The organism is Mycobacterium neumannii, from assembly GCF_002245615.1.
Classification (GTDB): domain Bacteria; phylum Actinomycetota; class Actinomycetes; order Mycobacteriales; family Mycobacteriaceae; genus Mycobacterium; species Mycobacterium neumannii_A.
Map to the genome: position 1 here is coordinate 112,229 of NZ_NKCO01000003.1, position 24,926 is coordinate 137,154.

25 protein-coding genes are annotated in these 24,926 nt (G+C 65.3%); 18 read left to right on the forward strand and 7 right to left on the reverse strand.

Annotated elements, in window-relative coordinates; all coding sequences use genetic code 11:
- Window positions 1-4: 4 nt before the first annotated feature.
- From CEX88_RS05180 to CEX88_RS05190, 3 genes are all read right to left on the reverse strand, one after another.
- The gene (locus CEX88_RS05180; RefSeq protein ID WP_202931377.1) at window positions 5-1,102 is read right to left on the reverse strand and encodes a dihydrodipicolinate reductase; all 1,098 of its coding nucleotides are present in this window, start codon (window positions 1,100-1,102) and stop codon (window positions 5-7) included.
- A gap of 71 nt (window positions 1,103-1,173) precedes the next feature.
- A complete protein-coding gene (locus tag CEX88_RS05185; protein WP_238381954.1) occupies window positions 1,174-2,238 on the reverse strand; it encodes a spirocyclase AveC family protein in 1,065 nt (354 codons plus the stop codon).
- Between the two features lies 1 nt (window position 2,239).
- On the reverse strand, window positions 2,240-3,436 hold the full coding sequence (locus CEX88_RS05190) for a cytochrome P450 (RefSeq protein ID WP_094292653.1): 1,197 nt from the start codon (window positions 3,434-3,436) through the stop codon (window positions 2,240-2,242).
- A gap of 187 nt (window positions 3,437-3,623) precedes the next feature.
- On the opposite strand from CEX88_RS05190, the gene CEX88_RS05195 reads away from it, so the two are divergent.
- From CEX88_RS05195 to CEX88_RS05210, 4 genes are all read left to right on the forward strand, one after another.
- Window positions 3,624-4,169, forward strand: coding sequence for a hypothetical protein (locus CEX88_RS05195; RefSeq protein WP_094292654.1), 546 nt, complete (start codon window positions 3,624-3,626; stop codon window positions 4,167-4,169).
- A 94-nt stretch (window positions 4,170-4,263) separates the two neighbouring features.
- Window positions 4,264-4,458, forward strand: coding sequence for a (2Fe-2S)-binding protein (locus tag CEX88_RS05200; RefSeq protein ID WP_094292655.1), 195 nt, complete (start codon window positions 4,264-4,266; stop codon window positions 4,456-4,458).
- Window positions 4,455-5,213, forward strand: a complete 759-nt coding sequence (locus CEX88_RS05205) for an SDR family oxidoreductase (RefSeq protein WP_094292656.1) — start codon at window positions 4,455-4,457, stop codon at window positions 5,211-5,213. Before CEX88_RS05200 ends, CEX88_RS05205 begins: the two co-directional genes overlap by 4 nt.
- Before the next feature lie 13 nt (window positions 5,214-5,226).
- Entirely contained in the window at window positions 5,227-6,030 is an 804-nt protein-coding gene (locus tag CEX88_RS05210; protein ID WP_094292657.1) for an SDR family NAD(P)-dependent oxidoreductase, read from the forward strand.
- Window positions 6,031-6,038: 8 nt separating this feature from the next.
- Here the strand turns inward: CEX88_RS05210 and CEX88_RS05215 are convergent, their stop codons facing one another.
- On the reverse strand, window positions 6,039-6,821 hold the full coding sequence (locus CEX88_RS05215) for an SDR family oxidoreductase (protein WP_238381955.1): 783 nt from the start codon (window positions 6,819-6,821) through the stop codon (window positions 6,039-6,041).
- Window positions 6,822-7,041: 220 nt separating this feature from the next.
- Here CEX88_RS05215 and CEX88_RS05220 point away from each other — a divergent pair, with 220 nt between their 5' ends.
- On the forward strand, window positions 7,042-8,064 hold the full coding sequence (locus tag CEX88_RS05220; RefSeq protein ID WP_202931387.1) for an NAD(P)H-dependent amine dehydrogenase family protein: 1,023 nt from the start codon (window positions 7,042-7,044) through the stop codon (window positions 8,062-8,064).
- Window positions 8,065-8,078: 14 nt separating this feature from the next.
- Here the strand turns inward: CEX88_RS05220 and CEX88_RS05225 are convergent, their stop codons facing one another.
- Together CEX88_RS05225 and CEX88_RS05230 are read right to left on the reverse strand one after the other, a co-directional pair.
- A complete protein-coding gene (locus CEX88_RS05225) occupies window positions 8,079-9,131 on the reverse strand; it encodes an NAD(P)H-dependent amine dehydrogenase family protein (RefSeq protein WP_202931378.1) in 1,053 nt (350 codons plus the stop codon).
- 12 nt (window positions 9,132-9,143) lie between these two features.
- Window positions 9,144-10,382, reverse strand: a complete 1,239-nt coding sequence (locus tag CEX88_RS05230; protein WP_094292660.1) for a cytochrome P450 — start codon at window positions 10,380-10,382, stop codon at window positions 9,144-9,146.
- A 125-nt stretch (window positions 10,383-10,507) separates the two neighbouring features.
- Here CEX88_RS05230 and CEX88_RS05235 point away from each other — a divergent pair, with 125 nt between their 5' ends.
- Window positions 10,508-11,596 carry an NAD(P)H-dependent amine dehydrogenase family protein gene (locus CEX88_RS05235; protein WP_094292661.1) on the forward strand — a complete coding sequence of 363 codons (1,089 nt, stop codon included), beginning with the start codon at window positions 10,508-10,510 and terminating at the stop codon, window positions 11,594-11,596.
- A 39-nt stretch (window positions 11,597-11,635) separates the two neighbouring features.
- Here the strand turns inward: CEX88_RS05235 and CEX88_RS05240 are convergent, their stop codons facing one another.
- Complete coding sequence (locus CEX88_RS05240) at window positions 11,636-12,787, reverse strand: ABC transporter substrate-binding protein (RefSeq protein WP_094292662.1); 1,152 nt, start codon at window positions 12,785-12,787, stop codon at window positions 11,636-11,638.
- A 39-nt stretch (window positions 12,788-12,826) separates the two neighbouring features.
- Here CEX88_RS05240 and CEX88_RS05245 point away from each other — a divergent pair, with 39 nt between their 5' ends.
- The 12 genes from CEX88_RS05245 to CEX88_RS05305 all read left to right on the forward strand — a co-directional run bounded on the left by CEX88_RS05245 (window position 12,827) and on the right by CEX88_RS05305 (window position 24,885).
- On the forward strand, window positions 12,827-13,459 hold the full coding sequence (locus CEX88_RS05245) for a TetR/AcrR family transcriptional regulator (RefSeq protein WP_094292663.1): 633 nt from the start codon (window positions 12,827-12,829) through the stop codon (window positions 13,457-13,459).
- A 121-nt stretch (window positions 13,460-13,580) separates the two neighbouring features.
- Entirely contained in the window at window positions 13,581-14,369 is a 789-nt protein-coding gene (locus CEX88_RS05250) for an SDR family oxidoreductase (protein ID WP_094292827.1), read from the forward strand.
- A 28-nt stretch (window positions 14,370-14,397) separates the two neighbouring features.
- On the forward strand, window positions 14,398-15,852 hold the full coding sequence (locus tag CEX88_RS05255; RefSeq protein WP_094292828.1) for an aldehyde dehydrogenase family protein: 1,455 nt from the start codon (window positions 14,398-14,400) through the stop codon (window positions 15,850-15,852).
- On the forward strand, window positions 15,853-17,013 hold the full coding sequence (locus CEX88_RS05260; RefSeq protein WP_094292664.1) for an NDMA-dependent alcohol dehydrogenase: 1,161 nt from the start codon (window positions 15,853-15,855) through the stop codon (window positions 17,011-17,013).
- A gap of 170 nt (window positions 17,014-17,183) precedes the next feature.
- Complete coding sequence (locus tag CEX88_RS05265) at window positions 17,184-18,842, forward strand: PP2C family protein-serine/threonine phosphatase (protein WP_094292665.1); 1,659 nt, start codon at window positions 17,184-17,186, stop codon at window positions 18,840-18,842.
- Complete coding sequence (locus CEX88_RS05270; protein ID WP_238381956.1) at window positions 18,839-19,924, forward strand: cobalamin B12-binding domain-containing protein; 1,086 nt, start codon at window positions 18,839-18,841, stop codon at window positions 19,922-19,924. The genes CEX88_RS05265 and CEX88_RS05270 overlap by 4 nt, the downstream gene beginning before the upstream one ends.
- Window positions 19,921-20,277 (forward strand): STAS domain-containing protein, encoded by a 357-nt coding sequence (locus tag CEX88_RS05275; RefSeq protein ID WP_066847985.1) that lies wholly within the window; start codon window positions 19,921-19,923, stop codon window positions 20,275-20,277. Before CEX88_RS05270 ends, CEX88_RS05275 begins: the two co-directional genes overlap by 4 nt.
- 5 nt (window positions 20,278-20,282) lie before the next feature.
- Window positions 20,283-21,089, forward strand: coding sequence for an MOSC domain-containing protein (locus CEX88_RS05280; RefSeq protein WP_094292666.1), 807 nt, complete (start codon window positions 20,283-20,285; stop codon window positions 21,087-21,089).
- A gap of 78 nt (window positions 21,090-21,167) precedes the next feature.
- Window positions 21,168-21,977, forward strand: coding sequence for an SDR family oxidoreductase (locus CEX88_RS05285; protein ID WP_094292830.1), 810 nt, complete (start codon window positions 21,168-21,170; stop codon window positions 21,975-21,977).
- Window positions 21,978-22,145: 168 nt separating this feature from the next.
- On the forward strand, window positions 22,146-23,258 hold the full coding sequence (locus CEX88_RS05295) for a YeiH family protein (protein ID WP_094292668.1): 1,113 nt from the start codon (window positions 22,146-22,148) through the stop codon (window positions 23,256-23,258).
- Between the two features lie 13 nt (window positions 23,259-23,271).
- On the forward strand, window positions 23,272-24,189 hold the full coding sequence (locus CEX88_RS05300; protein WP_094292669.1) for an ABC transporter substrate-binding protein: 918 nt from the start codon (window positions 23,272-23,274) through the stop codon (window positions 24,187-24,189).
- Window positions 24,190-24,201: 12 nt separating this feature from the next.
- Complete coding sequence (locus CEX88_RS05305) at window positions 24,202-24,885, forward strand: queuosine precursor transporter (protein WP_066847998.1); 684 nt, start codon at window positions 24,202-24,204, stop codon at window positions 24,883-24,885.
- Window positions 24,886-24,926 lie beyond the last annotated feature (41 nt).

Below are 24,926 nucleotides of genomic sequence, written 5' to 3' on the forward strand. Positions count from 1 at the left end.
GCAGCTAAGCGCTGGACTGCCGGGTGACGACCGACGGCCCAGACAGGGGGCTGGTGATCACGCCAGGTGGCGCTTTGACCACGCTCGGGATGGCGTTCACCGCCGCGAACGCCGTGGCCGCGACGCCGGGATTCACCCGGTCGTCGTGCGACTGCTCCAGGTGCAGTTCGAGGTTCATGTTGGGATTGCCGTTGACGCGGAAGACCATTCCACCTTGGCCTTCACGCGCCGGTTTGGGCCAACGATCGGGCCACGGCGTGCTACTGACCGTCGCGAAATACTGAACCGCGACGGCGGGGCGACCGCCCACGATGCCGGCGAGCTGCCACCGATGCGCACAGATCGTCCCCTCGGGGATGGCACCGAGTGCGGTCGGGAGGTCGGCCGGCGCGAGCAGCGTCTCCCAATCCAGTTCTATTCCATCGAGTTCGAATCCGAGGATGTCGGCGATGTAGGTCACCACCGTGCCCCAGTCCTTGTTGACCTTCCCCGACGCGATCCTCACCGGCACATGGCCGTCGGGCTTACCGAATCCCATCGACTCATGCAGGACGTCCCATATCGGGTATGACTTGTCGAGGTCGACCGCGTACTCGTCCATCCGGTACGAGTCGACCCGACCCGCTCCGGCCAGCAGCGCTGTGGGGATGTTCAGGCTGATGAACCCCGGCTCGCTGCCGGTGGCATAGAACGTTGAATTACCCTGAGCGGCCGCCTTTTCCAGGGCTTCCCGCCATGGCGCGGGAGCGGCTCGGGGATAGATCATCGGGATCAGCGAGAACGTGACCACATTGACCCCGGCGTTGAGGTACGTGGCGATGTCGGAAATCACCTCTTCTTCGCGTCGAACGGCGGTCGCGCAATAGGTCACGCAGTCGGGTTGCAGCGCGAGAACGGCCGAGAGGTCATCGGTCGCACGTACTCCGACCGACGGCGCCCCGCACAGTTCGCCTGCGTCCATCCCGGCCTTTTCCGGTGTCGACACCTTCACCCCGACGAGATCGAGCGAGGGGTCCCCGATGACGGCGCGCAACGCCTCCCTACCGGTCAACCCGGTGCCGACGTGGACAACTCGATAGCGACGGCCGGAGAAGTCGGTCATGGTTGTCTCCCTCCTCACCCCTGCGGGGCAACAGTTCTCGTTATCGTGGGACTGACCTGGGATGGACCATGTCAGCGGTAGAACGGTCCCGGCTTGCCGGCTTCCTCGAGATGACCGTATGGGTCGTACAGGTTCACATCCGGATACGGGTTCTGATCGAAGGAGGGTCGCGACAGACCTGCCTCCCTCAGCCCGGACAACACGGCCAGCGGCACAGCGAACGACACCAGGCCCACAGTCACAGATATCAACAACTGCCGAGTCAGCGTCACCTTTGGGCGTCCCCGCCTCGCGGGCAACCAGCGCGCGAGTCGATTGATCAACACCAGTTCGCCACTCTCGTCCCGCACGCACATCACGGCGACCATGGCGAAGATCGGGGCGTCGTACACCGCCATGATCACGGGAAAGTGGATATGTCCGATGTGCAGCACCGGCCCGACGGCCTCTGTGTAGTAGAAGATTCCGGCTCTCATCCAGGTGAACTGGATGAGCCCATTGATCGGGACGGCGATGATCGTCGCACCGATGAACACCCGAAGCAGCCTGCGGGGCGCCAACCAGCCGGCGCGACGCATCAGCGAATCCAAGAGGCTGTCGTGCAGCTTCAAGAAGCCCAAACCGTTCAGCAGGTAGTAAGCGGCGTAGCCCCCCAGGAACGCCAGCGCCGGTTCAAGGTTCGGTGAGATGTTCACGTACGGCCAGGACAGCGGGAAGTGCAACATGCGCGGATCGAATATCGCGAACGTCGCCCAGTTCGCCAATGGATCCAACGCCCCGGTGATCAGGCCGGCGAACGCAATGATCACCGCCCAGTGCACCTTCCGTTGCCGCCACGACAACCACGTCAGGACGGCGATCAGGCCGATCGCCAACGGGATCGAGCTGATGGATACGGCCAGCGGCCAGTTGTCGAAGCCGAGAAACGGCGGATACGGATCGGGGCCGGGATTCGGCTTCGCTCTCTTCGGGTCCCCCTGCAGACCTGTCTGAATGTTCGCGACCGTCACGATGGCGAAGGTGAGGTAGGCGATGAAGAACAGCGACCACCCGATCCTGGCAGGCCACGGCGAGATATGGGCCTCGGCCGGTTCTCCGTGAGCGGAGTCCGGCGTGCGGTCAACGGTATTGGTCACCTCAGACCACCACCGGAAGCGTGGCCCACCCTCTGACGCTGGTGGTGTGAGCGCGTTTGGCCGCCGCGTAGTCGACTTCCCAGTCCGGCCATCGGTTCAGAACCTCCTCGAGCGCGACGCGCGCTTGCATCCGCGCGAGCGCGGCGCCAAGGCAGAAGTGGATTCCGCGGCCGAATGACAAATGAGTGGCCCGCCGGTGGATGTCGAAACCGTCTGCGTCCGGGTACTGCCGCTCGTCCCGATTCGCCGATCCGTTGATCAGCAGCATCACCGAGCCCTCGGCGACCGTCTGGCCATAGAATTCAACATCATGAGCTACGTGTCGCGCCTGTACAGGCGACGGTGCCTCGTAGCGCAGCACCTCCTCGATCGCCGCGGGGATGAGACTGAAATCCGCCGCCAGTTCGCGGCGTTGGTCCGGATGATCCGAGAGCAGTTGTCCGGCAAAGCCGATCAGCCGCGTTGTCGTTTCGTTTCCCGCGCCGACGAGGGTGCCGGTATAGGTCAACACCTCTCCGCGGGTCAATCGCCTGCGGCTACCGTCGCGTTCCTCGATCTCGGCGTTGACCAGTTCGGTCATCAGATCATCTGATGGGTGGTCGTAACGCCAATCGATGAACTCCTCGAGCATCGAACCTTGTCGCGTCAGCATGTCGTCGGCCACATCGACCAGTTCGCCGTCTTTGAGTTCGAGAAGCCGGTCGGTGTTCTGGCGGATGGCGATCTGCCTGTCCTCCGGTATGCCCAACAGGTATCCGATGGTTCGCATCGGCATCCATGCTCCGAGGTCGGCGATGAAGTCGAAGGTCTCGGCGTTCTCCAGTGGGTCCAATGCGTGCCGGCAGAACTCTCGCGCCAGCGGTTCGATGGCAGCCATGCGCCGTGGCGTGAACACACCCGACAACAGACGACGGTGGAAGTCGTGGATCGGGGGGTCCTCGAACAGAATGATGCCCGGCGGTACCTCGACGCCGTTGAGAATGACGTCGATGGTGGTGCCCTTACCCGAGCGGTAAACCTCCCAGTTGGCCAGCTCGCGGGCGACGTCGGTGTGCCTGCTCAGCGCGTAGAAACCGTACTTGTCGTTGCGGTAGAGCGGCGCTTCGTTGCGCAGCCTCTTCCACACGGGGTAAGGATCGTCGTCGATGTCGAAGTCGAACGGGTCGTAGTACGGCTCAACCTTCACCCTGTAGGTCACACCGCGAGAATAGGCGTTATCGAAGGCCGCCACGGCGGATTTCTCACCGGCCGCCCTCCAGATACGTGCCCAGGTTCACCAGTGTCACCGCCGTCTACCGCGACCAACTCACGTATGAGAATATGAATTCTCGCATCGCAGAAAGGTCGGGTGCACCTAGGTAGAATCGGAATCGAAGGAGGCGGGAATGGCTCCAGCCGCCGTTCGCAGCTTCATCTTCGCCGTCGAGTTCCGCATCGCCGAATCCGAGCGCGTGGGACCGGTACTCGCGCAGCACGAGGAAAGTCTTCGCGATCTCGGTGCCCGATATGCGTTCGTGTACGAGTCGGTGGTCGATCCTGGGAAGGTCCTGGTCGTCATCGGCATCCGAACCGAACGGCCGCTGCTCGACCTCCTCCGTTCGCCGTATTTCTTTGACTGGTTCGACGCGGTCGGCATCGAAGATCTTCCCGCCGTCTTCGCAGGCGAAGTCGTCGAGCGCTTCGACCTCGGCGAACCACCCGCGCCGGGTACCGAGGTGGTGGTCGCCGCCGTCACCCGGATCCAGAACGTCGAGGTCTTCATGGCTCGTGTGCGCGAATCACTCGCCGACTTCGCCCGCTCAGGAATTCGCCGGACACTCGTGTACCGCGCCTTCGACACCCCTCGCGAAGTGCTCTTTCTCCATCAGCTTGCGACGGCTCGTACCGCGCTGCAGTGGGTCGCGAATTCCGACATCGCCTCGGAGTGCTGACATCCGCCGGCGTCGGCGCGTATCCGCCCGTCTTCGTCGGGCGGTTCGTCCACGCGATGCGACTGGCCGAGACGGCCGGGACGGATCTGCACTGATGTACGTCTGCCTGTGTCTCGGCATAACGATCGAGGCGGTCTCAGATGCCGTCGCCTCAGGCGCCAAGACGTCGCGGCAGGTGTCCGACGCGTGCGGCGCCGGATCGGATTGTGGTCGGTGCCGACGAACGATCCGCTCGATCATCAAATCCGCGGAAGCGGGCACGGAATCAGGTAGGAGAAGCACGGCATGAGCGATCGACACTCCAATATCGAGGGCGCGCGGATGCTCGTAATCGGCGCATCGTCGGGTATCGGCCACGCACTCGCGCGCGCGGCTCACACCAGGGGCGCCCGAGTCGCGCTCGCGGCCAGACGGGTCGAGCTCCTGTCCGGACTCGCGGAGCAACTCGACGGTTCCGCACACGAGCTCGACGTCTCCGATCCACGCGCCATCGAGCGGGTCGTCGACGAGGTCGCCATGATGTTCGGCCAGCTCGATGCGCTGGTATTCACCAGCGCTGTAGTGCCATTCGCGTTAATCGAGGAGACCGACGTCACGACGTGGTTACACGCCTACGCCGTCAACGCGGTAGGCGCATCGCATGCGCTGCGAGCGGCCCTCCCCCACCTCGCCGACGACGCGGTTGCGCTCGTCGCGTCGAGCCATGATGTCGGTAGGCCACGCGCGGGCGTCGCGGCCTACCACGCGAGCAAGGCCGCTCTGGACGAAATCCTGCGATCATGGCGGGCCGAGCATCCGGAACTGGCCGTCATCCGTGTCAGCGTCGGCCCGACGGAGGGCACTGAGATCCTCCGCGGGGCGGACCGCGACTTACTGGCCGATCTGTACCGGGCCTGGGCACAGGAGGGTCAGATTCCGGCGAAAATGTCCGCCGTCAACGACGTGGCCAACGCCATGCTGTCGCTGATCGCCATGTCTCGCGCCAACCCCACGGTCGTGAGCGACATCGTGCATCTGGCCCCCCGCCTGAGCACAGGCCGATAGAAGGGATCCGACAATGGATTTGGGCTTCGAAGGGGCGACCGCAGTGGTCACCGGCGGCAGTAAGGGGATGGGACTGGCGATCGCCGAAACGCTGGGTGCCGAAGGAGCGTCGGTGGCGATCATGGCGCGCGGACGACGGGGCCTCGACGCGGCGACCGAGCGGATCCGCAACGCCGGGGCGCCTGAGGTGCTCGCACTGAGCGTCGACATGGCCGACCCCGAGTCAATCGCGGCCGGGTACGCCGCAGTCAGCGAAGCCTGGGGCCGCCTCAATGCGTTGGTTCACACGGTCGGGCCGGGTGCCGGCACCTTCGACGAACTCGATGACGACGACTGGTATGCCGCCTTCGGCCTGGGCACCATGGCGGCAGTCCGGTCGGTACGCGTGGCACTGCCACTGCTGCGCGCCGCCGAGTGGGCACGCATCGTCACCTTGTCCGCACACTCGATCCAGCGTCAGAGCCCGCGGCTCGTCGCCTATACCGCGACGAAGGCGGCACTGTCGAGCTTCACCAAGAATTTATCGAAAAGCCTTGGGCCCGAAGGCATCCTCGTCAACTGCGTATGCCCGGGCACCATCGTGACCGCGAGCTTCACCGAGATCCTCAAGGACGTGCTGGCCGCCGAAGGACTGGACTCCGCGGACCCGCATGATGTGATGACATGGGTGGAGCGGACCTACGGGCACCCGTGTGACATCGGCCGGGCCGGGCTTCCCGAGGAGATCGCCTCAGCCATTGCGTATCTTGCATCACGACGGAACGGCTACGTCACGGGAGCCACGCTGAACGTCGACGGCGGCTCGGACTTCGTCTGACGGACCGATCAGCTGTTCTTCGACATCTCTGCGGCGGCCGTGTCGGCCCACTGCGCCTGGTGCCGGCCCATCGTCATGGCGCCATTCCAACCGCCGTCGGTCCACAGCACCTCACCGCCGACATAACTGAACCGCGGGCTGCCGAGACAGACCAGCGGCCAGGCTTGTTCCTCGGCAGTCGAATACCGTCCGATCGGCCCGATGGCCTGATCGACGGTGTCCTTGCCCATCAAGTCCTGGAAGGCCGGCATCATCGCCGTTTCGGTCGGGCCTGGGTTGATGCAGTTGATCCGGATACCGCGGCGACCGAGCTCGGGATACCACCAGCCCACCCAGGCGTCGATGATGTACTTCGAGTAGGCGTAACCGCTCCAGGACCACTTCTTCTCGTTCGCCCTCAGCCAATCGACGGCACCATCGAACCCTTTGGTCTCGAGCAGCCCGGTGATGACCTTGATGTGGTCCTGCCAGCCGATCGCGGCCGACGACGAAATGACGCTGATGGCCGACCCTTTGGACATCTTCGGAACGAGCTGCTCGGCCAAGTGACGCGCCCCGACGAAGTTGACCAGAATCGTGTCCCATTCGCTGAACGGGGGGCCGGGCAGCCCCGCACAGCTGAAGAGCCCGTCGACGGGACCATCGATGGACGCCGCGACCTCTTCGATGCTCTTCGGGTCGCGCAGATCGATCTGTAGCGCGCGGGCGACGGGAACGGTGGTCGGCTTGATGTCCAGGGCGGTGACCGTCGCACCGAGATCGACGAGGATTTGCGCGGTCGCCTGGCCCATGCCCGACGCCGCACCCGTTACGACCACCGACTTGCCCTGGTACCTCAGCACATCGTCCACGGCACGCTCCTGTCGAGAATTTCATTTACCGATTGTGAGAACCTACGTTATCACCGGTGTAATGTCGCACCGTGACGGTTTCGAACGGGGCCGCCCAATGACCGCCGGTGCTCGCCCATTGCGCATCATTCAGTGGGCGACCGGCTCCGACGGCTCCGAGATGATCACCACCATCCTCGATCACCGCCCCGACCTCGAGTTGGTCGGAGCCCGCGTGTATTCCGACACCAAGAACGGGGTCGACATCGGGACGCTCGTCAACAGCGCTCCCATCGGCGTCACCGCCACCACCGATGTCGCCGCCATCCTCGCGCTGGACGCCGACCTCGTGTTGTACGCGCCGTCTTTCACCGATCTCGACGATGTCTGTGCGCTGCTCGAGAGCGGCAAGAATGTGGCAACGCCGTCATTTCTGTTCCATCCTCGGCGCATTCCCGAGGCCGACAGGGACAAGCTTCTGGCGGCGTGCGAGAAGGGCAACAGCACCATCCACGGCAGTGGCCTCAACCCGGGCAATCTGTCGGGTGTGCTGCCGCTGGCGCTGTCGGGCATGAGCCGCACAATCGAGCGCCTGACCCTGCAGGAGAGAGCTGATTGGACGCTGTGGGAGAGCACCGAAATCACTTTCGATGGAATGTGGTTCGGCCGACCGGTTGATGAGGTGACCCCCACCGCCAACAGTTACCTGAGTTTTCTGACGAAGCTGTTCGTCGAGCAGACCTGGTTCATCTCCGACAGCTTGAATGCCGACATCGACGGCGTCTCGGTGTCCCTGGAAACGGTGCAGGCGACCAAGGACCTCCAGGTCTTCGATCACGTGGTGCGGCAGGGCAGCACGGCCGGACAGCGCTGGAATTTCATCGGCCATCGCCGCGGTGAGCCGCTGATCGAATTCGAAACGCTCTGGACCGTCGGCGGTGAATATCCCGACCACTGGCCGCAACCGCTCGATGGCTGGACACTGACCATCGAGGGTGACCCGTCCATGCGTACGCACTTCTTTCCGCTGGCCAGCTTCTCGCGCGAGGCATCGATCTCCGAGCACGTCCGCGCCGGTCTCATAACGGTGGCGATGCAGGTCGTCAACGCCATCCCGGCGGTCTGCGCGGCCCCCGCAGGATTCGCGACGATGGCGGACCTGCCCCTCATCCGTAGCTACACAGGATTCGGAAACAAGCCCTGACGTCGCTGGCCCAGCTAGCCCCTGCGGTTCGTCCAATGCGCGACGAACGGCGCGATGTCCGACAGGTCATAAAGCCCCGGCTCAGCCGCGACGACCGTGGGTATGGCGTTGATCGCATGCATCGCGGTGGCCAAGCACCCCTGTTCGGCGTGGTCTTCACCGGGAGAACCGATTTCGAGGTGTATTCGCATGTTCGGCTCGCCTTCGAACGCGAGATCGTATCCGGTCTCGTTCGGCCAGTGCGGGGCCAGATCATCAGCCATGCGGGTGAGATGCTCGACCGATAGGGTGGTCTCGCCGCAGTCGACGACCACGCCGAACCGCATCGCACCGACGGTGCCCGAGGGGATCTCGCCCGCGGCGACGGTCAACGCGCGCGGCGTCGTCACGACCTCACGGAAGCCATCGACCGCGCGGATTCGCAGTCCGAGCGCCTGAGCAAGAACCGTCGCACTACCGATCCAAGCGCTCGCCGCATACTCGGTGTTGGCGAGCAGTGGGGTGGTGTCGTCGGGTGCGTGCCCGAAACCCATGGCATTGAAGATCAAGTCGTGACTGGCGTAGGTGGAGTAATTGAGCACCTCGCGGACGCTGATCCGGTTCGTCTGCTGTGTGAGCCGCGACAGTAGAGGCGCGATCGACTCGCCGAAGAAGCCCGGGTACAGGCCCACCCCGAGGAATGATGATCGGCCTGTTTCACAGGCATTTTCGATGTCGTCGGCCAGCGATTCGTGCAGTGACCGCGGATGGACGAACCTGCTACCCGTGGCGACAACATTCTTACCCGAAGCGAGCAGGTCACCGACATCGGCGAAGCAGCCCGGGGTGTTGGTCTCGACCTTGCCCATGTAGAGCACGACGTCAGCATCGGTGGCGATGATGGCGTCGCGGTCGTCGCAAGTGACCACTCCGGCCTCACCGGCACCGCACAACGTGCCCGCGTCGACACCGGCTTTCGCCGGATCGTAGACCCGAACACCGACGACAGAGAGATCCGGCCGGCCGAGGATGTGGCGAAGCGCCATCATTCCGGTGACGCCGGTCGCCCACTGAATCACTCGCGTCATACGGGTGCTCCCTCAATTCCACACGGCGTCGAGGCGAGGGGGCGACCGGAACATCGTTCCGGTGATGTAGGGCGCCGGCGCGTCGGGATCGAGCCGGAGTCCGGGCAATTCGTCGAACAAGGCGTTGAAGATCTTCGTGGTCTCGAGCCGAGCCAGATGCATGCCCAGACAGACATGGGCCCCGTGCGCGAACCCGATGTGCGGCTTGCGTTCCCGGAAAATGTCGAACTTCTCCGGTTCATTCCACCGCGTTTCGTCGTGGTTCGCGCTGCCGAGACTGAGCATCATCGTCGCACCCTCGGGTACGTGAACCCCGCCGATCTCGGTGTCGCGGGTGACCTCGCGCATGAAATTGAGCAGCGGGGTTTCCCAGCGAATGCCTTCCTCGATCGCCTGCGGCAGCAGGCTGCGGTCGGCACGCACCGCGTCGAGCTGATCAGGATGGGTGAGCAATGCGTAGGCCAGGCTGGCAGTCGAGCGGGACGTGGTCTCGGCGCCCGCAGGCAGTAGGTTGCGCATGAAACCGTAGATCTGTTCGTCGGACATCTTGACGCCGTTGATCTCCGCACCCGCAAGGATCGACACCATGTCATCCCTGGGCGCTTTCCGCTTCTCGGCCAGAATCCCGACGAAGTACTCCTTCATCGTCGCCGACGCCCGCATCGCGCGGTCCATGTCGGCGCGGAAGCCCAGCAGGTCGATCGCGAGTCGGTGGAAATGCAGCACATCGGAATCGGGCAAACCCAACAGGGCAGCGATCACACGTACCGGAATCGGCATGAACACCGCGTCGACCAGGTCGGCCCGCTTGGCGGCCTTGATCTTCGCGATGGTCTGGTCCACGAGCGGACCGACCAGTTCGGTGTCCCACCGCTTCATCGACGAGCGAGCGAACGCGAACTCGTGCAACTTGCGATAGACCGCGTGTTCTGGCTCCTGCATCTCAAGGATGGTGGGACCCTGCAGTGGCCGCACGACGTCTTCGTAGCAGCGCGTGCTGAAGGTGATGTTGTCGGTGAAGATCGCCTTGACGGTGTCGAACGTGTACGCCGTGAAGGTCGGCGGGCCGTCTCCCGAATTGCCGATCATGCCCATCTCGGGCCACCCCGCATGCACCGGCGCCTGTGCCCGCAGCTCCCTGAGGAGGGGGTACGGGGTGGCGTCACCGTCCGCGCCCATCCCGGCATTGAATTTGTCCTGAGCGTCTCGAATGCTCTGCTCGAGATCCTCGACGCTCGCCGGCTCGAACATGCGACGACTCCTCACTGCGGATCGGCCGCTCTCAACATACACCCTGGTGGTTGCCGACCTCCATCATGTACGTTTGGCCGAAGTCAAGCCATAGCCTCAGCGAAAAGCACACCGGGAGCGATCGATTGGTAACTCGAGTCGTCCAATGGGCCACGGGCGCCGTCGGTCGCGCTGCACTGGCCGAACTGATCGAGAACCCTGATTTTCAGTTGGTCGGCGTCCTGGTGTACGACCCGGCCAAGGAGGGGTTGGATGTCGGCGCACTGTGCGGCCTCCCGCCGACCACGGGCGTGCTCGCCACCACCGACAAGGACGAGATCTTCGGACTCGGTGCTGACGTCGTCATCCACACCGCCAGCAAGGCCCATGCCGTCGACACCAACGCCGACGACATCTGCCGACTGCTCGCGGCGGGCACCGACGTCATCACGACGACGTCCTACAACCACCTGCCCACCTACGGCGCCGAGACCGAGGAGGCATTCGTCAAAGCATGTCGCGCTGGACAGTCCCGCTTCCACGCCGCGGGAGAGAATCCGGGGTTCATGTTCGAACGCCTGGTGGCGACCGTGACGGGACTGAGCAAGTCGATCGATCGAATCGACCTTTACGAAGCGACCGACGTCTCGGCGGTCGACAGCCGACCGATGCTCGTCGATCTCATGGGTATGGGTAGACCGCCCGAAGACGTCAGCGTCGACTCGCCGATCATCCAGAAGCTCGACATGGCCTACCGTCAGGCGCTCAACGCCACCGCCGACGTTCTCGGCGTCACACTGTCGCACGTCGAGGTTTCCGTCGATGCCACGACGCTTCCGCACGACCTGGAGGTGCCGGCAGGCACTATCGAGGCGGGAACGGTTGTCGGTCAACGGTTCTCATGGGTCGGGCACTGGGCAGGCCGCCCGCTGTTGGCGATCCACGAGGAATGGGTGCTCACCCGTGATCTGCCGCAGTGGGGACTCGAACCGCTCGCGCCAGGCGAGAAGGCGCCGCTGATCCGCGCGGTCATCAAGGGTGAACCGAGTTTCGAGCTCGCGCTCGACGTCGGCTGGGACGGCCGGGAGCCCAGCGGGCAGCACGCGCAACCGGGGCATCTGATGATCGCGATGGGCGCCGTCCGGGCGATCCCCTACGTGAGATCCCAGCCACCAGGGATCGTCACGGCGCCGGTGTTCGGCGCGATCCAGCTGGGGAGCGGGCGCCGAAACTGAAGAAATACACGAAGTTCCGCTCGATTTTGCTACAAAAGCTCAGTTTCGGCGGGTGTCCGAACCGACCGCACGTGAGATGTTGTCGCTCGGCGCCGCGTGGAACACGTGTCGGCTTCCATCCGGTAGCACTCGCCGCGCGATCAGGTAGTCGGAGCCCAGCCAACCCTGCCTGATGTAACGGCCGAACCGGAGGAACGTCCCTGGGGCTCCACTCGCCGACGGCACGAGCTTCACCTGCTCGATTCCGTGTTTGACCCCTTCACCGGTCAGCGGCCTCGCCGCCGCCAGACCCCGGGCGATCACGGTCGCGACGTCGTGGCACAGTCCCGGCATCGAGTGTGCCGGTCGGCGGCCGTAGCGTGCCTCGAACCGGTCCAGGAACGCCTGACCGACACGGTTGCGCTCGTCGTAGCTATCGAGACCGATCCAGCCGCGCAGGTGATGCATCCACTCGGCGTTGATGTGCGCCATCTCGAACGCCGTCGTGGTGTAGCGCGGCGGATCCCAGCCGGCACTCTCCAGGGCGTCCGAGAAGCCCCACAACCCGTGGCCGAATCCGACGTGAACAAGCGCATCGGGACGGGTGGCTCGGAGTTCGGCGACCACCGCCGTCTTGTCCGCTTCGACCTGAGGGATGGCCACCGTGGCGACAACCTTCAATCCCGTTGCGGAATACGCCTTCCCGGCGAACGCCAGATACTCCTTGCCGATTAGAGAGGCCTCATACGCGATGGCGATACGCGACCTTCCATCGCCGAGCATCACCGCGGCGAGCATGACCGGCTCCTCGGGCATCGATCCGTTGTTGAGCGCGAACGTCCACTCCCCCAGCGCCTCCTCCGATCCCGACAGGATGAGATTCGGAACCTTGGCAACGCGGGCGGCGTGCGCGGACAGCGGCACCGCGTTATCGGAGACGTACGGACCGAAGATCACCAGGCAGCCTTCGGCGACCAGCTCGTCGTAACCGCGTTCGACGGCGTGGTATGTGCCATTGGGCAGGCCGATGACGTCGCGCCGCACCACCTCGATCGGCCGGTCGACAAGCCCGGCGGAGCCCGCTTCCTCGAACACCAGCCGCAACGTGTCCAGCGTGTCGTCCTCGGTGCTGGACCTGGTCGGATAGTCGTTGAGCAGGCCGACTTTCAGCGGGGCCACCGAACCGTATGCGCGGGCCCGTTCCTCTGCCATCCCCGCAACATACACAATGAATGTCGCTAGGATGCCCCTATGGCCAAGCGTGGTGGCACGGAATCCGAACGACGCGCTCGCGGAGATCAAACCCGCCGCCACCTCGTCGACGCCGGTCGCGTCCTGTTCGTGGAGAAGGGCTACTTCAACACCAGCATCGGCGACTTGGTCACGACTTCTGGCGTCGGCACCCGCGGCGCTTTCTATCACCACTTCAAGGACAAGGCCGAACTGTTCCGCGCGGTGTTCGAGGAGGTCGAGCGAGACCTCACATTGCGTTCGCTGTCCTCCCCGCCGCGCGGCGCGGACTCGTGGGAGCGACTCTGCGCAGGCCTTCACGGCTTTCTCGAGTCGGCACTCGAACCCGAAGTGCAGCGCATCATGTTGGTCGACGGGCCTGTCGTCTTGGGCTGGCGGACACTTCGCGCGATCCAGGAGGACAACAGCATCGCGTTGATCAACGAGATGGTGCGCAACGCCATCGCCGAAGGCAGCATCGACGATCTGCCCGTCGCCGAGCTCACGCACATGCTCGTCGCATCGCTCGAGGAGGGCGCGCTTCTGGTGGCGCACGCCAAGAGCCCCGGCCGAGCACGCAGTCGTGCGGCACGGATTCTCGACCGGCTTCTGCTCAGCTTCGCTACGGAGCCGCGCAAAGTGGTCAGGCGGTAGTAGTGGTTGATTTGCGACTCAGGATGATGGCCTACCGTATGGAAATGAGCGTTTCCATTTTTGATTATTGTTCTTCTACCTAACTGATAATGTTGCTTCGCCCATGTCTGAAGGAGACTTGATGCCAGACGCGCCACCACTGCGAGTCGCCGTAGTCGGAGCATCTGCGGGTCTCGGCCGCTGCATCGGTGTCGGGCTCGCGAAGCAGGGTGCCCGGGTCGCGTTCCTCGCGCGGCGTCGTGACCGCCTCGAGAACGCCGCCAAGGAGGCGGGCAGCGGTGCGGTGGCCGTCGCGTGTGACGTCACGGACGCGAATGCCTGTCAACGCGCCATGACAGCCGTCGTCGAAGAATTCGGCGGTCTCGACGCGCTGGTCTACACGACCGGCGTCGGTATTCTCGCCCCGCTGACCGACGTGACAGCCGAGCAATGGGCGAATCTCTTCGCCACCAACGTCACCGGTGCATCGCTCATCACCGCGGCGGCTGCACCTCATCTCGCCGCCGACGCGGGTTCGGCGGTCTACCTCTCGTCGCTCAGCGCTTCTTACTCCGCCCCGTGGCCCCTGCTGGGTGCCTACGCGGTATCGAAGGCAGCGTTGGACAAATTGGTCGAGGCCTGGCGGATCGAACACCCCAACATCGGCTTCACCCGCCTGGCCGTCGGCGACTGCTTCGGCGGCGAAGGCGACTCGCAGACCGAGTTCAACAAGACCTGGGATCCCGAAGCAATGGAAAAGGCGATCCGGTTGTGGATGGATCGCGGCGAGATGCAGGGCGGTCTGGTGGAGGCCGATCACCTCGTTGACGTCGTGCACAACGTACTTCGTTGCGGAAACAGCAGTTTCATCCCCTACCTGACACTGGCTCCCAGACCGTCGGGCGCGGTGGCCGAACTTCGACAGTGGTGAAGGACACTCGGTGACACACGAATCGCGCATGCTCATCGACGGCAAGCTCGTCGAATCAGAAACAGGCCGGCAGTTCGACAACGTCAACCCCGCGACCGAGGAGGTCCTCGGCGGCACCGCCGACGGCACCCGCGCCGACATGGAACGGGCGGTGGCGGCCGCCCGCCACGCGTTCGACCACACCGACTGGTCGCGAGACGGACAGGCCCGTGCTGCCGGACTGCGTCAACTGCAGACGGCGCTCGAGGCCGAACGCGAGGAGATCCGCAGCGAGCTCATCGCGGAGGCCGGCTGCCCGCTGCTGAGCACGTTCGGACCACAGCTCGACGTGCCGCTCAAGGAAGCCCTGGGTTGGCCGGCCGATATGATCAGCCAGTTCCCCTGGAGGCGAACACTTCCCGACAAGGATGCGTTCGGCATGGGCACCCTCGCTGCCCGTGAAGTGTGGAAGGAACCTGTCGGAGTCGTCGGCGTCGTCACGCCGTGGAACTTTCCGTTCGAGATCATCCTCAACAAGATCGGGCCGATTCTCGCGATGGGTAACACGATGGTGCTCAAGCCCGCACCCGACACCCCGTGGAACGCCACCCGCATCGGCCGGATCATCGGCGAGCAGACCGACATCCCGCCCGGGGTGATCAACATCGTCACCTCGTCGGATCATCTGGTCGGCGAGGTGCTCTCGACCTCTCCCCTCGTCGACATGGTGGCCTTCACCGGGTCGACGGCGACCGGCCGGCGCATCATGAAGGCCGCCGCCGACACCGTCAAACCGACATTCCTCGAACTCGGCGGCAAGTCGGTGTATCTGGTGCTCGACGACGATGGCGACATCAGTGCATCGGTGGGCGGCAGCGCGTTCATATCTATGCATGCCGGGCAAGGCTGCGCCATGCCGACCCGGTTGCTGGTGCCCCACAGTCGCTACGCCGAGGCGGTCGAGATCGTCAAGGTCGCCATGGAGAAGAACAAGTACGGTGACCCCACCGACCCCTCCGTGCTGCAAGGCCCTCAGGTTTCGAAGCGCCAGCAGGACCGGGTGATGGGTTATATCGCCAAGGGTAAGCAGGAAGGGGCACGGGTCGTCACCGGCGGCAACGTTCCTTCGCACCTCGAGAAGGGTTTCTTCGTCGAGCCAACGGTTTTCGCCGATGTCGACAACCGGATGACGATCGCCCAGGAGGAGATCTTCGGCCCGGTGCTGTCGGTCATCGGATTCGACGACGACGACGATGCGGTGCGAATCGCCAACGACTCCATCTACGGCTTGTCGGGCGTGGTATTCGCCAACGACCTGGACCGGGCCAAGTCGGTCGCGAGCCGGATCCGCACAGGAACCCTCGGAATCAACGGCGGTCTCTGGTATGGCGCAGACGCCCCCTTCGGCGGCTACAAGCAATCCGGCATCGGACGGCAGTGCGGCATCGAAGGCCTCGAAATCTTCACCGAAACCAAGACTGTCGGCTGGCCGAAGGAGGCGTAGATGAAATCACGTGCGGCCGTGTTGCGCGGTGTGGGCATCGACTGGGAAGTCACCGACATCGAACTCGACCCGCCCCGCGCCGGTGAGGTTCTGGTCAAGATGGCCTACGCCGGGATCTGCCATTCCGACGAACACTTCTACACCGGCGACAGCGTGCCCAGTCCAGAGATGGAAGAGCTGATGCGAGCCTCCGGCGTGACGGTGCCGGAGTGGTTCCCGATGCTCGGCGGACACGAGGGCGCCGGCATCGTCGAAGAAGTCGGCCCCGAGGTGAGGGCGCTCAAACCCGGTGACCACGTAGCGGTTTCGTTCTTTCCCGCCTGTGGAACCTGCCGCTGGTGCGTGACCGGACACACCTATCTGTGCGACGTCGGCGCCGACATCTACAGCAAGGCCATGACCACCGACGGCACGTGCAGGCGCCACGTCGGCGACGAAGACCTGATGGCGATGATGCAGGTCGGCACGTTCTCCGAATTCGTGGTCGCGTCCGAGCGCTCACTGGTCAAGATCAACGACTGGGTGCCGTTGGAAGCGGCCTCCCTCGTATCCTGCGGTGTCACAACAGGTTTCGGTTCCGGCTCGGTGGCGGCAGGAACTGAACCCGGCGACACCGTCGTGGTGGTGGGTGTGGGCGGCATCGGCATGAACGCCGTGCAGGGTGCCAAGGTCGCCGGCGCCAAGCACATCGTCGCCGTCGACCCGAACGAGTTCAAACGCGAGATCGCTCCCACCTTTGGCGCCACGCACACCGCCGTCGACGCCCACGCCGCCCTGGAACTGGTCAAGGAGATCACCTGGGGCGTCATGGCCGACCGCGTCGTACTGACGCCGGGAGTTGTGCCGGCCGACCTCGTGATGGTGGCGCTGATGCTGCTGCGCAAGGGCGGCACCTGCGTCCTCACCGGCATGGCTAAGGTCAGCGACTTGATGGTCCCGCTGAGCCTGCCCGACATGGTGAGTTCTTGTAAGACCCTCAAGGGGGTGCTCTACGGCGAGATGAACCCGCGCGAAGCCATGCCGAGGCTGCTGTCGATGTACGAGGCGGGCACTCTCAAGCTCGACGAACTGATCACTCAGAAGTACAAGCTGGACGACATCAACGAGGCGATGAAGGATCTGAGATCCGGGAGCAACATCCGTGGGGTCATCGCTTTTTAGTAAGTAGCGCCTTTTAGATACGCAGCCGCGACGATGTTTCGGAACGACTCGCAGCGGTGCAGGGTAGAGTCGGTTTCAATTCAGGGGCTGAGCCCACGCCTCGCAGTAAGTTCGCCTGTCTGCAGGGGTGTGATGCTTTCCAGTTCCGACGTGGATTTCCACGGTGACCGATGACCAGCGACAGAAGCGTGGGAACCGAGGCGCCGGGTGAAGCTGCCGGCTGGCAGGCCGTTCCTCACCCCGTGGTCATGGTCGACCGCTCAGGTGTCATTCGCGGGCTGAGCGACTCCGCGCGGTCCCTCTTGCCGGACGCCGAGGTCGGGGCCAGGTTCGCCGACACTGCGCCGCCGTGGTTGACGTACGCGCATGTCCGATTTCTGCGAGACCAGTCCGCCGACGCCGCGCAGGCGTCGACCATGGGGGAGCTCACAGGACGCAATTTCGAGGCACGCCCCTCGGCGCTGCCCGGCGGTGAGGTCGCGTGGTGGCTGGTCGAAGACACCCACCGGACGCTGCGGGATGCGCACGAGGAACTGGCAAGGGAACGCGAGCGCGCTGCGCTTCTCGACGATGTCTCGGCGGTGCTGATGGCCTCGCTGAACTTCGAGCGCTGCATGGAGACGACGGCGCAGATGGCGGAGCGTCACCTGGCGGACGCCGCGGTGGTCGTCGCACCCGTCAGAGGTGAGCGGATGCCGATCGTCTGCAGCGGAGCCGACGGCGCCGCAGAACACCGCAGCGTGGAAGCCGACCCCGCCGAGGTTTCGGGCCTCAGCGAGGCGCTTCGCGGGTTCCCGCCGGTCCCGTCGCGCTGGATCGACCCCGCGTCGGTGCCCGACTGGTTGATTCCCTCGCACTTCGTCGGGCAGGTCGGATCGGTCCTGATCACACCGCTGCCCGGCCACGGCGTTCCGGCAGGCGCACTCGTGTTGTTGCGCCGCGACTCGCACACGGCATTCAGCGAGAACGAGGAACGGTTCGCGCGGCTGTTCGCGTCACGCGCGGGCGCGGCGCTCTCCGCGGCGCGGTTGTATGCCGAACAGTCGGCGATCACCCGCACCCTGATGCGCGAACTGCTGCCCCCTGCGTTGACGCCGAATGGGGATTTCGAGCTCGCAGGCGGCTACCGCGCGTCGGCAGACCACGAGCTGGTCGGTGGCGACTTCTACGACGTCCATCCCGCCGTGGACGCCGACGGCGAAACCCTTGTCGTCCTCGGTGACGTCTGCGGCAAGGGCCTGGAGGCCGCGGTACTCAGCGGCAAAATCCGCAACACGCTGCAGGCGCTCGCGCCACTGGCCGATCAGCACGAGGCGGTGCTCAAGCTGCTCAACAGCGCGCTGTTGACCCCCGACAACAGCCGTTTCGCCACCGTGGTGCTCGCCTCCGTCGCGCACCGCGACGGTCAGTTGAAGTTGCGGCTGACCTGCGCCGGGCACCCACCCCCGCTGATCGTGCGAAACGACGGAACGGTGGAGCAGACGGACACCCGTGGAATGTTGGTCGGTGCGCTGCCCCAGTTCAAAGCGCGCTCGACGGAGGTCTCGCTCGCCCCCGGCGAGACATGCCTGCTCTACACCGACGGCCTGTCCGAAGCCCGCGGCGGCCCACTCGGCCAGGAGGCCTTCGGCGAAGAACGCCTGATCGGTGCGTTGGCGCAATGCGCGGCGCTGCCCGCCGAAGCGGTTGTCGAGCGGATGATGATGCTTGCCTCGCAGTGGGTAACCGATCGGGAACACGACGACATGGCCGTCGTGGCCATCACGGCGCCGCGCCGGACACATCTCAGTGCGGTCGACGGCCACACTGCAGGCAGGTATATAGCGTGAGCAGACCGGACATCGGCGCGGGAACAGCCGCGACCGATCCCGCAGCGGTGCGCGAGCGACTGTGGAAAGCGGCGCTCGACGGTGACGAACAGGCCGCGGTTGCAGTCCTCTTCGCGGCGGTGGACGCAGGACTGACGCCCGAGGATGCGCTACTCGAGGTGATCGCGCCCGTCCAACGCAGGGTCGGCGCGGAATGGGCGGCCAACCGGATCACCGTCGCCCAGGAGCACGCGGCCACCGCGATCAACGACCGCGTCATCGCGGCTCTGTCGCAGCACCGCTCCGGCGAATCCACCGACGAGGCCGGGCGGGTCACCGTGGCCTGCGTGGACGGGGAATGGCACGCGCTTCCCGCCCGGCTGCTCGCGGAAGTTCTGCGCCTGCGCGGCTGGCGGGTGGACTTTCTCGGCGCCCAGGTGCCGACTCCGCACCTGATCGCGCATCTGCATCAGCACGCACCCGACGCGGTCGCGCTGTCGTGCTCGATCCCCACTCGCCTGCCCACCGCGCACGCCGCGATCACGGCGTGCCAGGCCGCGGGCGTCTCGGTGCTCGTCGGCGGCGCCGCGTTCGGCCCCGACGGCCGCTACGCACGGCTTCTCGGTGCCGACGCGTGGGCACCGGATGCCCGGGCCGCCGCGCAGTGCCTGCGCGCCGACATCGGTCGACTACGCCTCACCCCGAACCGGCAGGCGGCGGACCAGCTACCGCACCTGGCCGACCAGGAGTACTCGATGATCAGCACCGCCAAACCGCAACTGGTCAAGTCCACCGTCGCCGAGTTGGAGAACCGCTTCCCCGCGATGCGGGACTACAGCGAGGCGCAACGCGAACACACCACCGAGGACATCGCGCACATCGTCGACTTCCTCGCGACCGCGCTCTATATCGACGACCACGAGTTGTTCACCGGGTTCATCGTGTGGACGGCCGAGGTGCTCAGTTCCCGTGACGTACCGGCGGCCTCGCTGATCCCCGCACTGGAGCTGCTGTCCGCTCAGCTGCAAGACTTTCCCCGAGCTCAGCGCCACCTGGCCGCTGCGCGCACCACCCTGGCCTCCGACACCACATCGATCGCATGAAGCTCACCTTGAAGTCTGACGTCACGATTCCCTCGGCACGCATCCACGTCGCGGGCGACCTCGACTACGGACACACCGCGTCCCTGGTGGATGCCGTCTCCGAAATGCTCGCCACCAATACCGGCGTGAAAGACCTGCACCTCGACTTCACCGAGCTGGCGTTCCTCGATTCCACCGGGCTGTCGGCGCTGCTGGTGATCCACCGGGAGGTGACACGCTCCGGTGTCGTGCTGCACCTCGACAATCGGCCACGACAGCTCGACCGCGTCCTCGAGATCACCGGCCTGCTCGAACATCTGACCTCTGGTGAGGCCACCGCTTCCCCACGTCCCGACGAAATCGAGATCGGTTGAGCGACATGGCCGGACGGGTGTCCGCACTGCAGCGCTACCCCGTGAAATCGATGCTCGGAGAAGTACGCGACCGGGTCCGGATCGGGCCGCTGGGCATCGACGGCGACCGCCGGTACGCCCTCATCGACGAGGAGACCGGACGAGTCGCCACCGCCAAGCACCCGCGGCGATGGAGCACCCTGTTGCAGTGCGCGTCGACGACCGGCGAGGACGGAAGCGTCACGGTTACCCTGCCCGACGGGCGAAGTATGCCGGTCACCGAGGCGGCCGAGCCGCTGTCCGAACTGCTCGGGCGCACAGTGCATGTCGCCGACGAGCGGGCTGCCGGCGTGGTTCTCGAGCGCTCCGATCCGATGGAGGTGCTCGCACACGGCATCGACGCCGAGTTCGAACCGGTGCTGCTCGAACTCGGGCAGGGTGCACCCGGCGGCGCGTTCGTCGACCACTCGCCGGTGCATCTGATCACCACTGCCACGCTCGACGCGATCGGCGTGGGCGCGGCTGAGGGGCTGCGGTACCGACCCAACGTTGTCATCGACGTCGGGTCCGAGCCCTTCGTCGAGAACGAATGGGTGGGAGCCCAAATCCAGCTCGGTGAGGCCACGCTACGCGTCACCCTGCCCACCCCACGCTGCGCCGTCCCGACACTGCGACATGGTGCGACCGAACGACTTCCGGATGCCGTGCGGTACCTGCTGGACCACAATCGCGTCGAGGTGCCGGGCTTCGGTAAGGCGCCGTGTGCGGGGGTCTACGCCGAGGTGGTCGCCGTCGGCGCCGTCAGTATCGGCGACAAGGTGCGAGTCGGATAGCCCATGCGGCGAGCGCTCACCTTGGCTTTGTCACCACCGTCCTGATGTCAGGGTCGCGGAAGCGGGTATGAAGAGGTGATGACGAAACCCTCCCCCTCAGGTAAGACCGTTTTCATCACCGGGGCCGCCGCCGGTATCGGGCGAGCCACGGCGCTGACGTTCGCCCGCAACGGATTCGTCGTCGGCGGCTACGACATCGACGAAGTCGGGCTCAAGTCGCTGGCCGACGACATCGAGCAGCTGGGCGGTGTCGTGCACACCGGCCACCTCGACGTCACCGACCCCGACGAGATGGCCGCGAGGGTGCGGGACTTCGCCGAGGCCGCCGGTGACCGGCTCGACGTGATGATCAACAACGCGGGGATCCTGCGCGCCGGTCGCTTCGAGGAAATGGACATCGCCGGCCACCACAAGGAGATCGACATCAACGCCAAGGGTGTGGTCAACGGTCTATATGCGGCGTACCCCTACCTGCGTAAGACCCCGAACTCGGTCGTGGTGAACCTGTCCTCCGCGTCGGCGATCTACGGTCAGGCCGAGCTGGCCAACTACAGCGCCACGAAGTTCTTCGTCCGCGGGATCACCGAGGCGCTCGACATCGAGTGGAACCGCTACGGCATCCGGGTCATCGCGATGTGGCCCCTATATGTGCAGACGGCGATGACCCAGGACGTCAAGACCGGAACGACGGACTCGCTCGGCATCCGGCTGACCGCACAGGACATCGCCGACGCGATCCTCGAGGCCATCGAACCGTCGCGGCTGCGGCGCGCCATCCACCAGGTGCACTTCCCCGTCGGGAAGCAGACCAAGGTGATGACCATCGCCTCCCGGTTCTCGCCGGGTTGGCTGACCCGTTACGCGAACAAGAAGCTGTCACGATCCTGACGCCCACCGGCATCTGTTGAGGTTCAAATCGGGCTGATCACAACGGATGTCCCCTACGCGGCGGCCGACGTACGGTCCGCGCATGAACGAGGACTGGCTCGCCGCCATTGTCGGCCTTTCGCTGCTCGCGCTCGTCCTGGTGGGCGCGATTCCGGGAAGCGTGATCCCGTGACCGAACAGACGACCACGACGAAGCCGCAGACCTCACCCTCGGGGGTCGGCTACGTCGTCGCCGGGGTACTCGTGGTGCTCGCGCTGGGGGCCGTCACGCGCTACCTGGAAGCGCACGTGCCGCAGTGGGCCGACGGCACCGCGTTCGAGCGCGTCGCGAAATCGATCGAATTCCCGGTCTACGCCATCGCTTTGGGCCTACTGGGCAACGTCGTGCTGTCACGCCTGGCCCTACGCGACGCACTGTCGCGCGGTTTCCGCACCGAGTTCTTCATCAAGACCGGTCTGGTGCTGCTCGGCGCATCGATCAACCTCAAGGTGCTCGTCACCGCGGCGGGCCCGGCCATCGTCCAGGCGCTGCTGTTGATCTCGATCGTCTTCGGCTTCACCTGGTGGCTGGGCGGAGTGCTGCGACTCGAGGACAAACTGCGCGCGCTGCTCGCGTCGGCGGTGTCGATCTGCGGGGTGAGCGCGGCCATCGCAGCGGCAGGTGCCGTGCAGGCCAAACGCGAGCAACTCGCCTACGCGGCATCTCTGGTCATCGCGTTCGCGCTGCCGTCGATCTTCCTGTTGCCTTGGCTGGCAGACGTTTTCAACCTCTCCGACGCGGTGGCCGGCGCCTGGATCGGCGGAAACATCGACACCACCGCCGCCGTCGCGGCATCCGGCGCCATCGCCGGTGAGGACGCGCTGCAGATCGCGACGATCGTCAAGACGACCCAGAACGCGCTGATCGGGGTCGTCGCAATCGCGCTGACCGCCTACTTCGCGCTGAAGGTGGAGCGCAAATCGGGCGCCGAGGCGCGGCCGTCGATCGGGCAGTTCTGGGAGCGCTTCCCCAAATTCGTGCTCGGCTTCGTCGCCGCGTCGATCGTGGGCACGCTGTATCTGGCGTGGGGCGGGGACAAGTCGGCGATCAGCACGGTCAACGACCTGCGGACGTGGTTCCTGATCTTCGCGTTCGTCGCGATCGGTCTCGAGTTCTCGCTGAGGGGACTCAGGGAAGCCGGTTGGCGACCGGTGGCGTTGTTCGCCTCGGCGACCGTGGTGAACATCGTCGTGGCACTGGGTCTGGCCGTCGTGTTGTTCGGGAACTTCCAGGTCGGTTAGCTACGCTCGCCGGGTGGCCACGGGGCTGAATCGACGAGGCTTCCTGACGATGACCGCCGGCGCGGCGCTCGTCACGGCGGGATTCACGGCCGGCTGCGGTTCGGACAAACCCGGCGCCGTGGCCAAGGACGGCTCGGTCACCGTCAAGCACGCCTTCGGCGAGACCAAAATCCCCGCGCCGCCCAAGCGGGTGGTCAGCGCCGGATTGACCGAGCAGGACGACCTGCTCGCGCTCGGCGTCGTACCGGTCGCGGTGACCGACTGGTTCGGAGGCGAACCGTTCGCGGTATGGCCCTGGGCGCGAGCCAAACTCGGCTCTGCACAACCCGCCGTGCTCAGCCTCGCCGAGGGCATTCAGGTCGACCAGATCGCAGGGCTGAACCCCGACCTCATCGTCGCCACCAACGCCGGACTCGATTCGGACACCTACTCGAGGCTGTCGGAGATCGCGCCGACCGTCGCGCAGGCCGGTGCCGAGGCGTTCTTCGAGCCGTGGAAACAACAGGCCACCACCATCGGGCAGGCGGTGTTCAAACACGACGAGATGCAGGCGCTGCTCGTCGCCGTCGGCGACAAGTTCATCGCGGTCGCCGAAAGCAATCCCGGTTTCGCGGGCAAGTCGGCGGCGCTGTTGCACGGCCAACTGGACAACGGAGAACCGCAAGCCCTGACGCCCGCATGGCGCACCGAGTTCCTCACCGCCATGGGCCTGAGCGTCACCGACGGACTCGGCGCCGACGTGCTGATCTGGGCCACCGAGTCCGACGAGGAACAGTCTGCGCTGCTGGCCGAGCCGAGGGTCGCCGAGCGCGGCACGGCGAACGTCTTCACGGGCAAGGAACTCGCGGGCGCGATCGCCTTCGCCTCACCGCTGTCCTATCCCCTGGTGGCCGACCAACTGCCGGCGCGCATCGCCCAAGCCCTCGCCTGAGAAGATTGCGCGGTGACCGCCGACATTGAGGCCGAACACCGCGGGTTCGCGACCACGGGATCGGCCTACTACCCGACGCTGGTCGCGGTCTTCACCGGCCTGGTGCTGATCTCCAATATCGCCGCCACTAAAGGCGTCGCGTTCGGCCCGCTGCTCACCGACGGTGGATTCCTCGTCTTCCCGCTCACCTACGTCATCGGTGATGTGTTGAGCGAGGTATACGGGTTCAAAGCCGCCCGGCGCGCCGTGATCATCGGCTTTTGCATGCAGGCGTTGGCGGTACTCGTGTTGTGGGCGACCGTGCACCTCCCTGCTGCGCCCGACTACACCAACCAGGAGGCGCTTGCCAGCACCGTCGCGTCCATCACTGGGTTGGCGGCCGCCGGGCTGGCCGGCTTCCTGGTGGGACAGTTGGTCAACGCCTGGGTGGTGGTGCGTATCAAGGCACGCACCAAAGAGAAGCACCTGTGGGCCAGATTGCTTGGCTCGACAGTCGTCGGCCAGTTCGCGGACACGTTGGTGTTCTGTGCCATCGCCGCACCGATCATCGGATTCGGCGACATGCGCTCGTTCGTGGTGTACGCCGCGTTGGGATGGGTCTACAAGACCGCGGTGGAAGTGGTCGTGCTGCCCGTGACGTACCGGGTGATCGCCTTCATCAAGCGCCGCGAGCCGACGTATCGGCCCGCCGCTTGAGGCATCGCTAAAACTCCTCTGGCAAGGCTCATAGAGCAGGC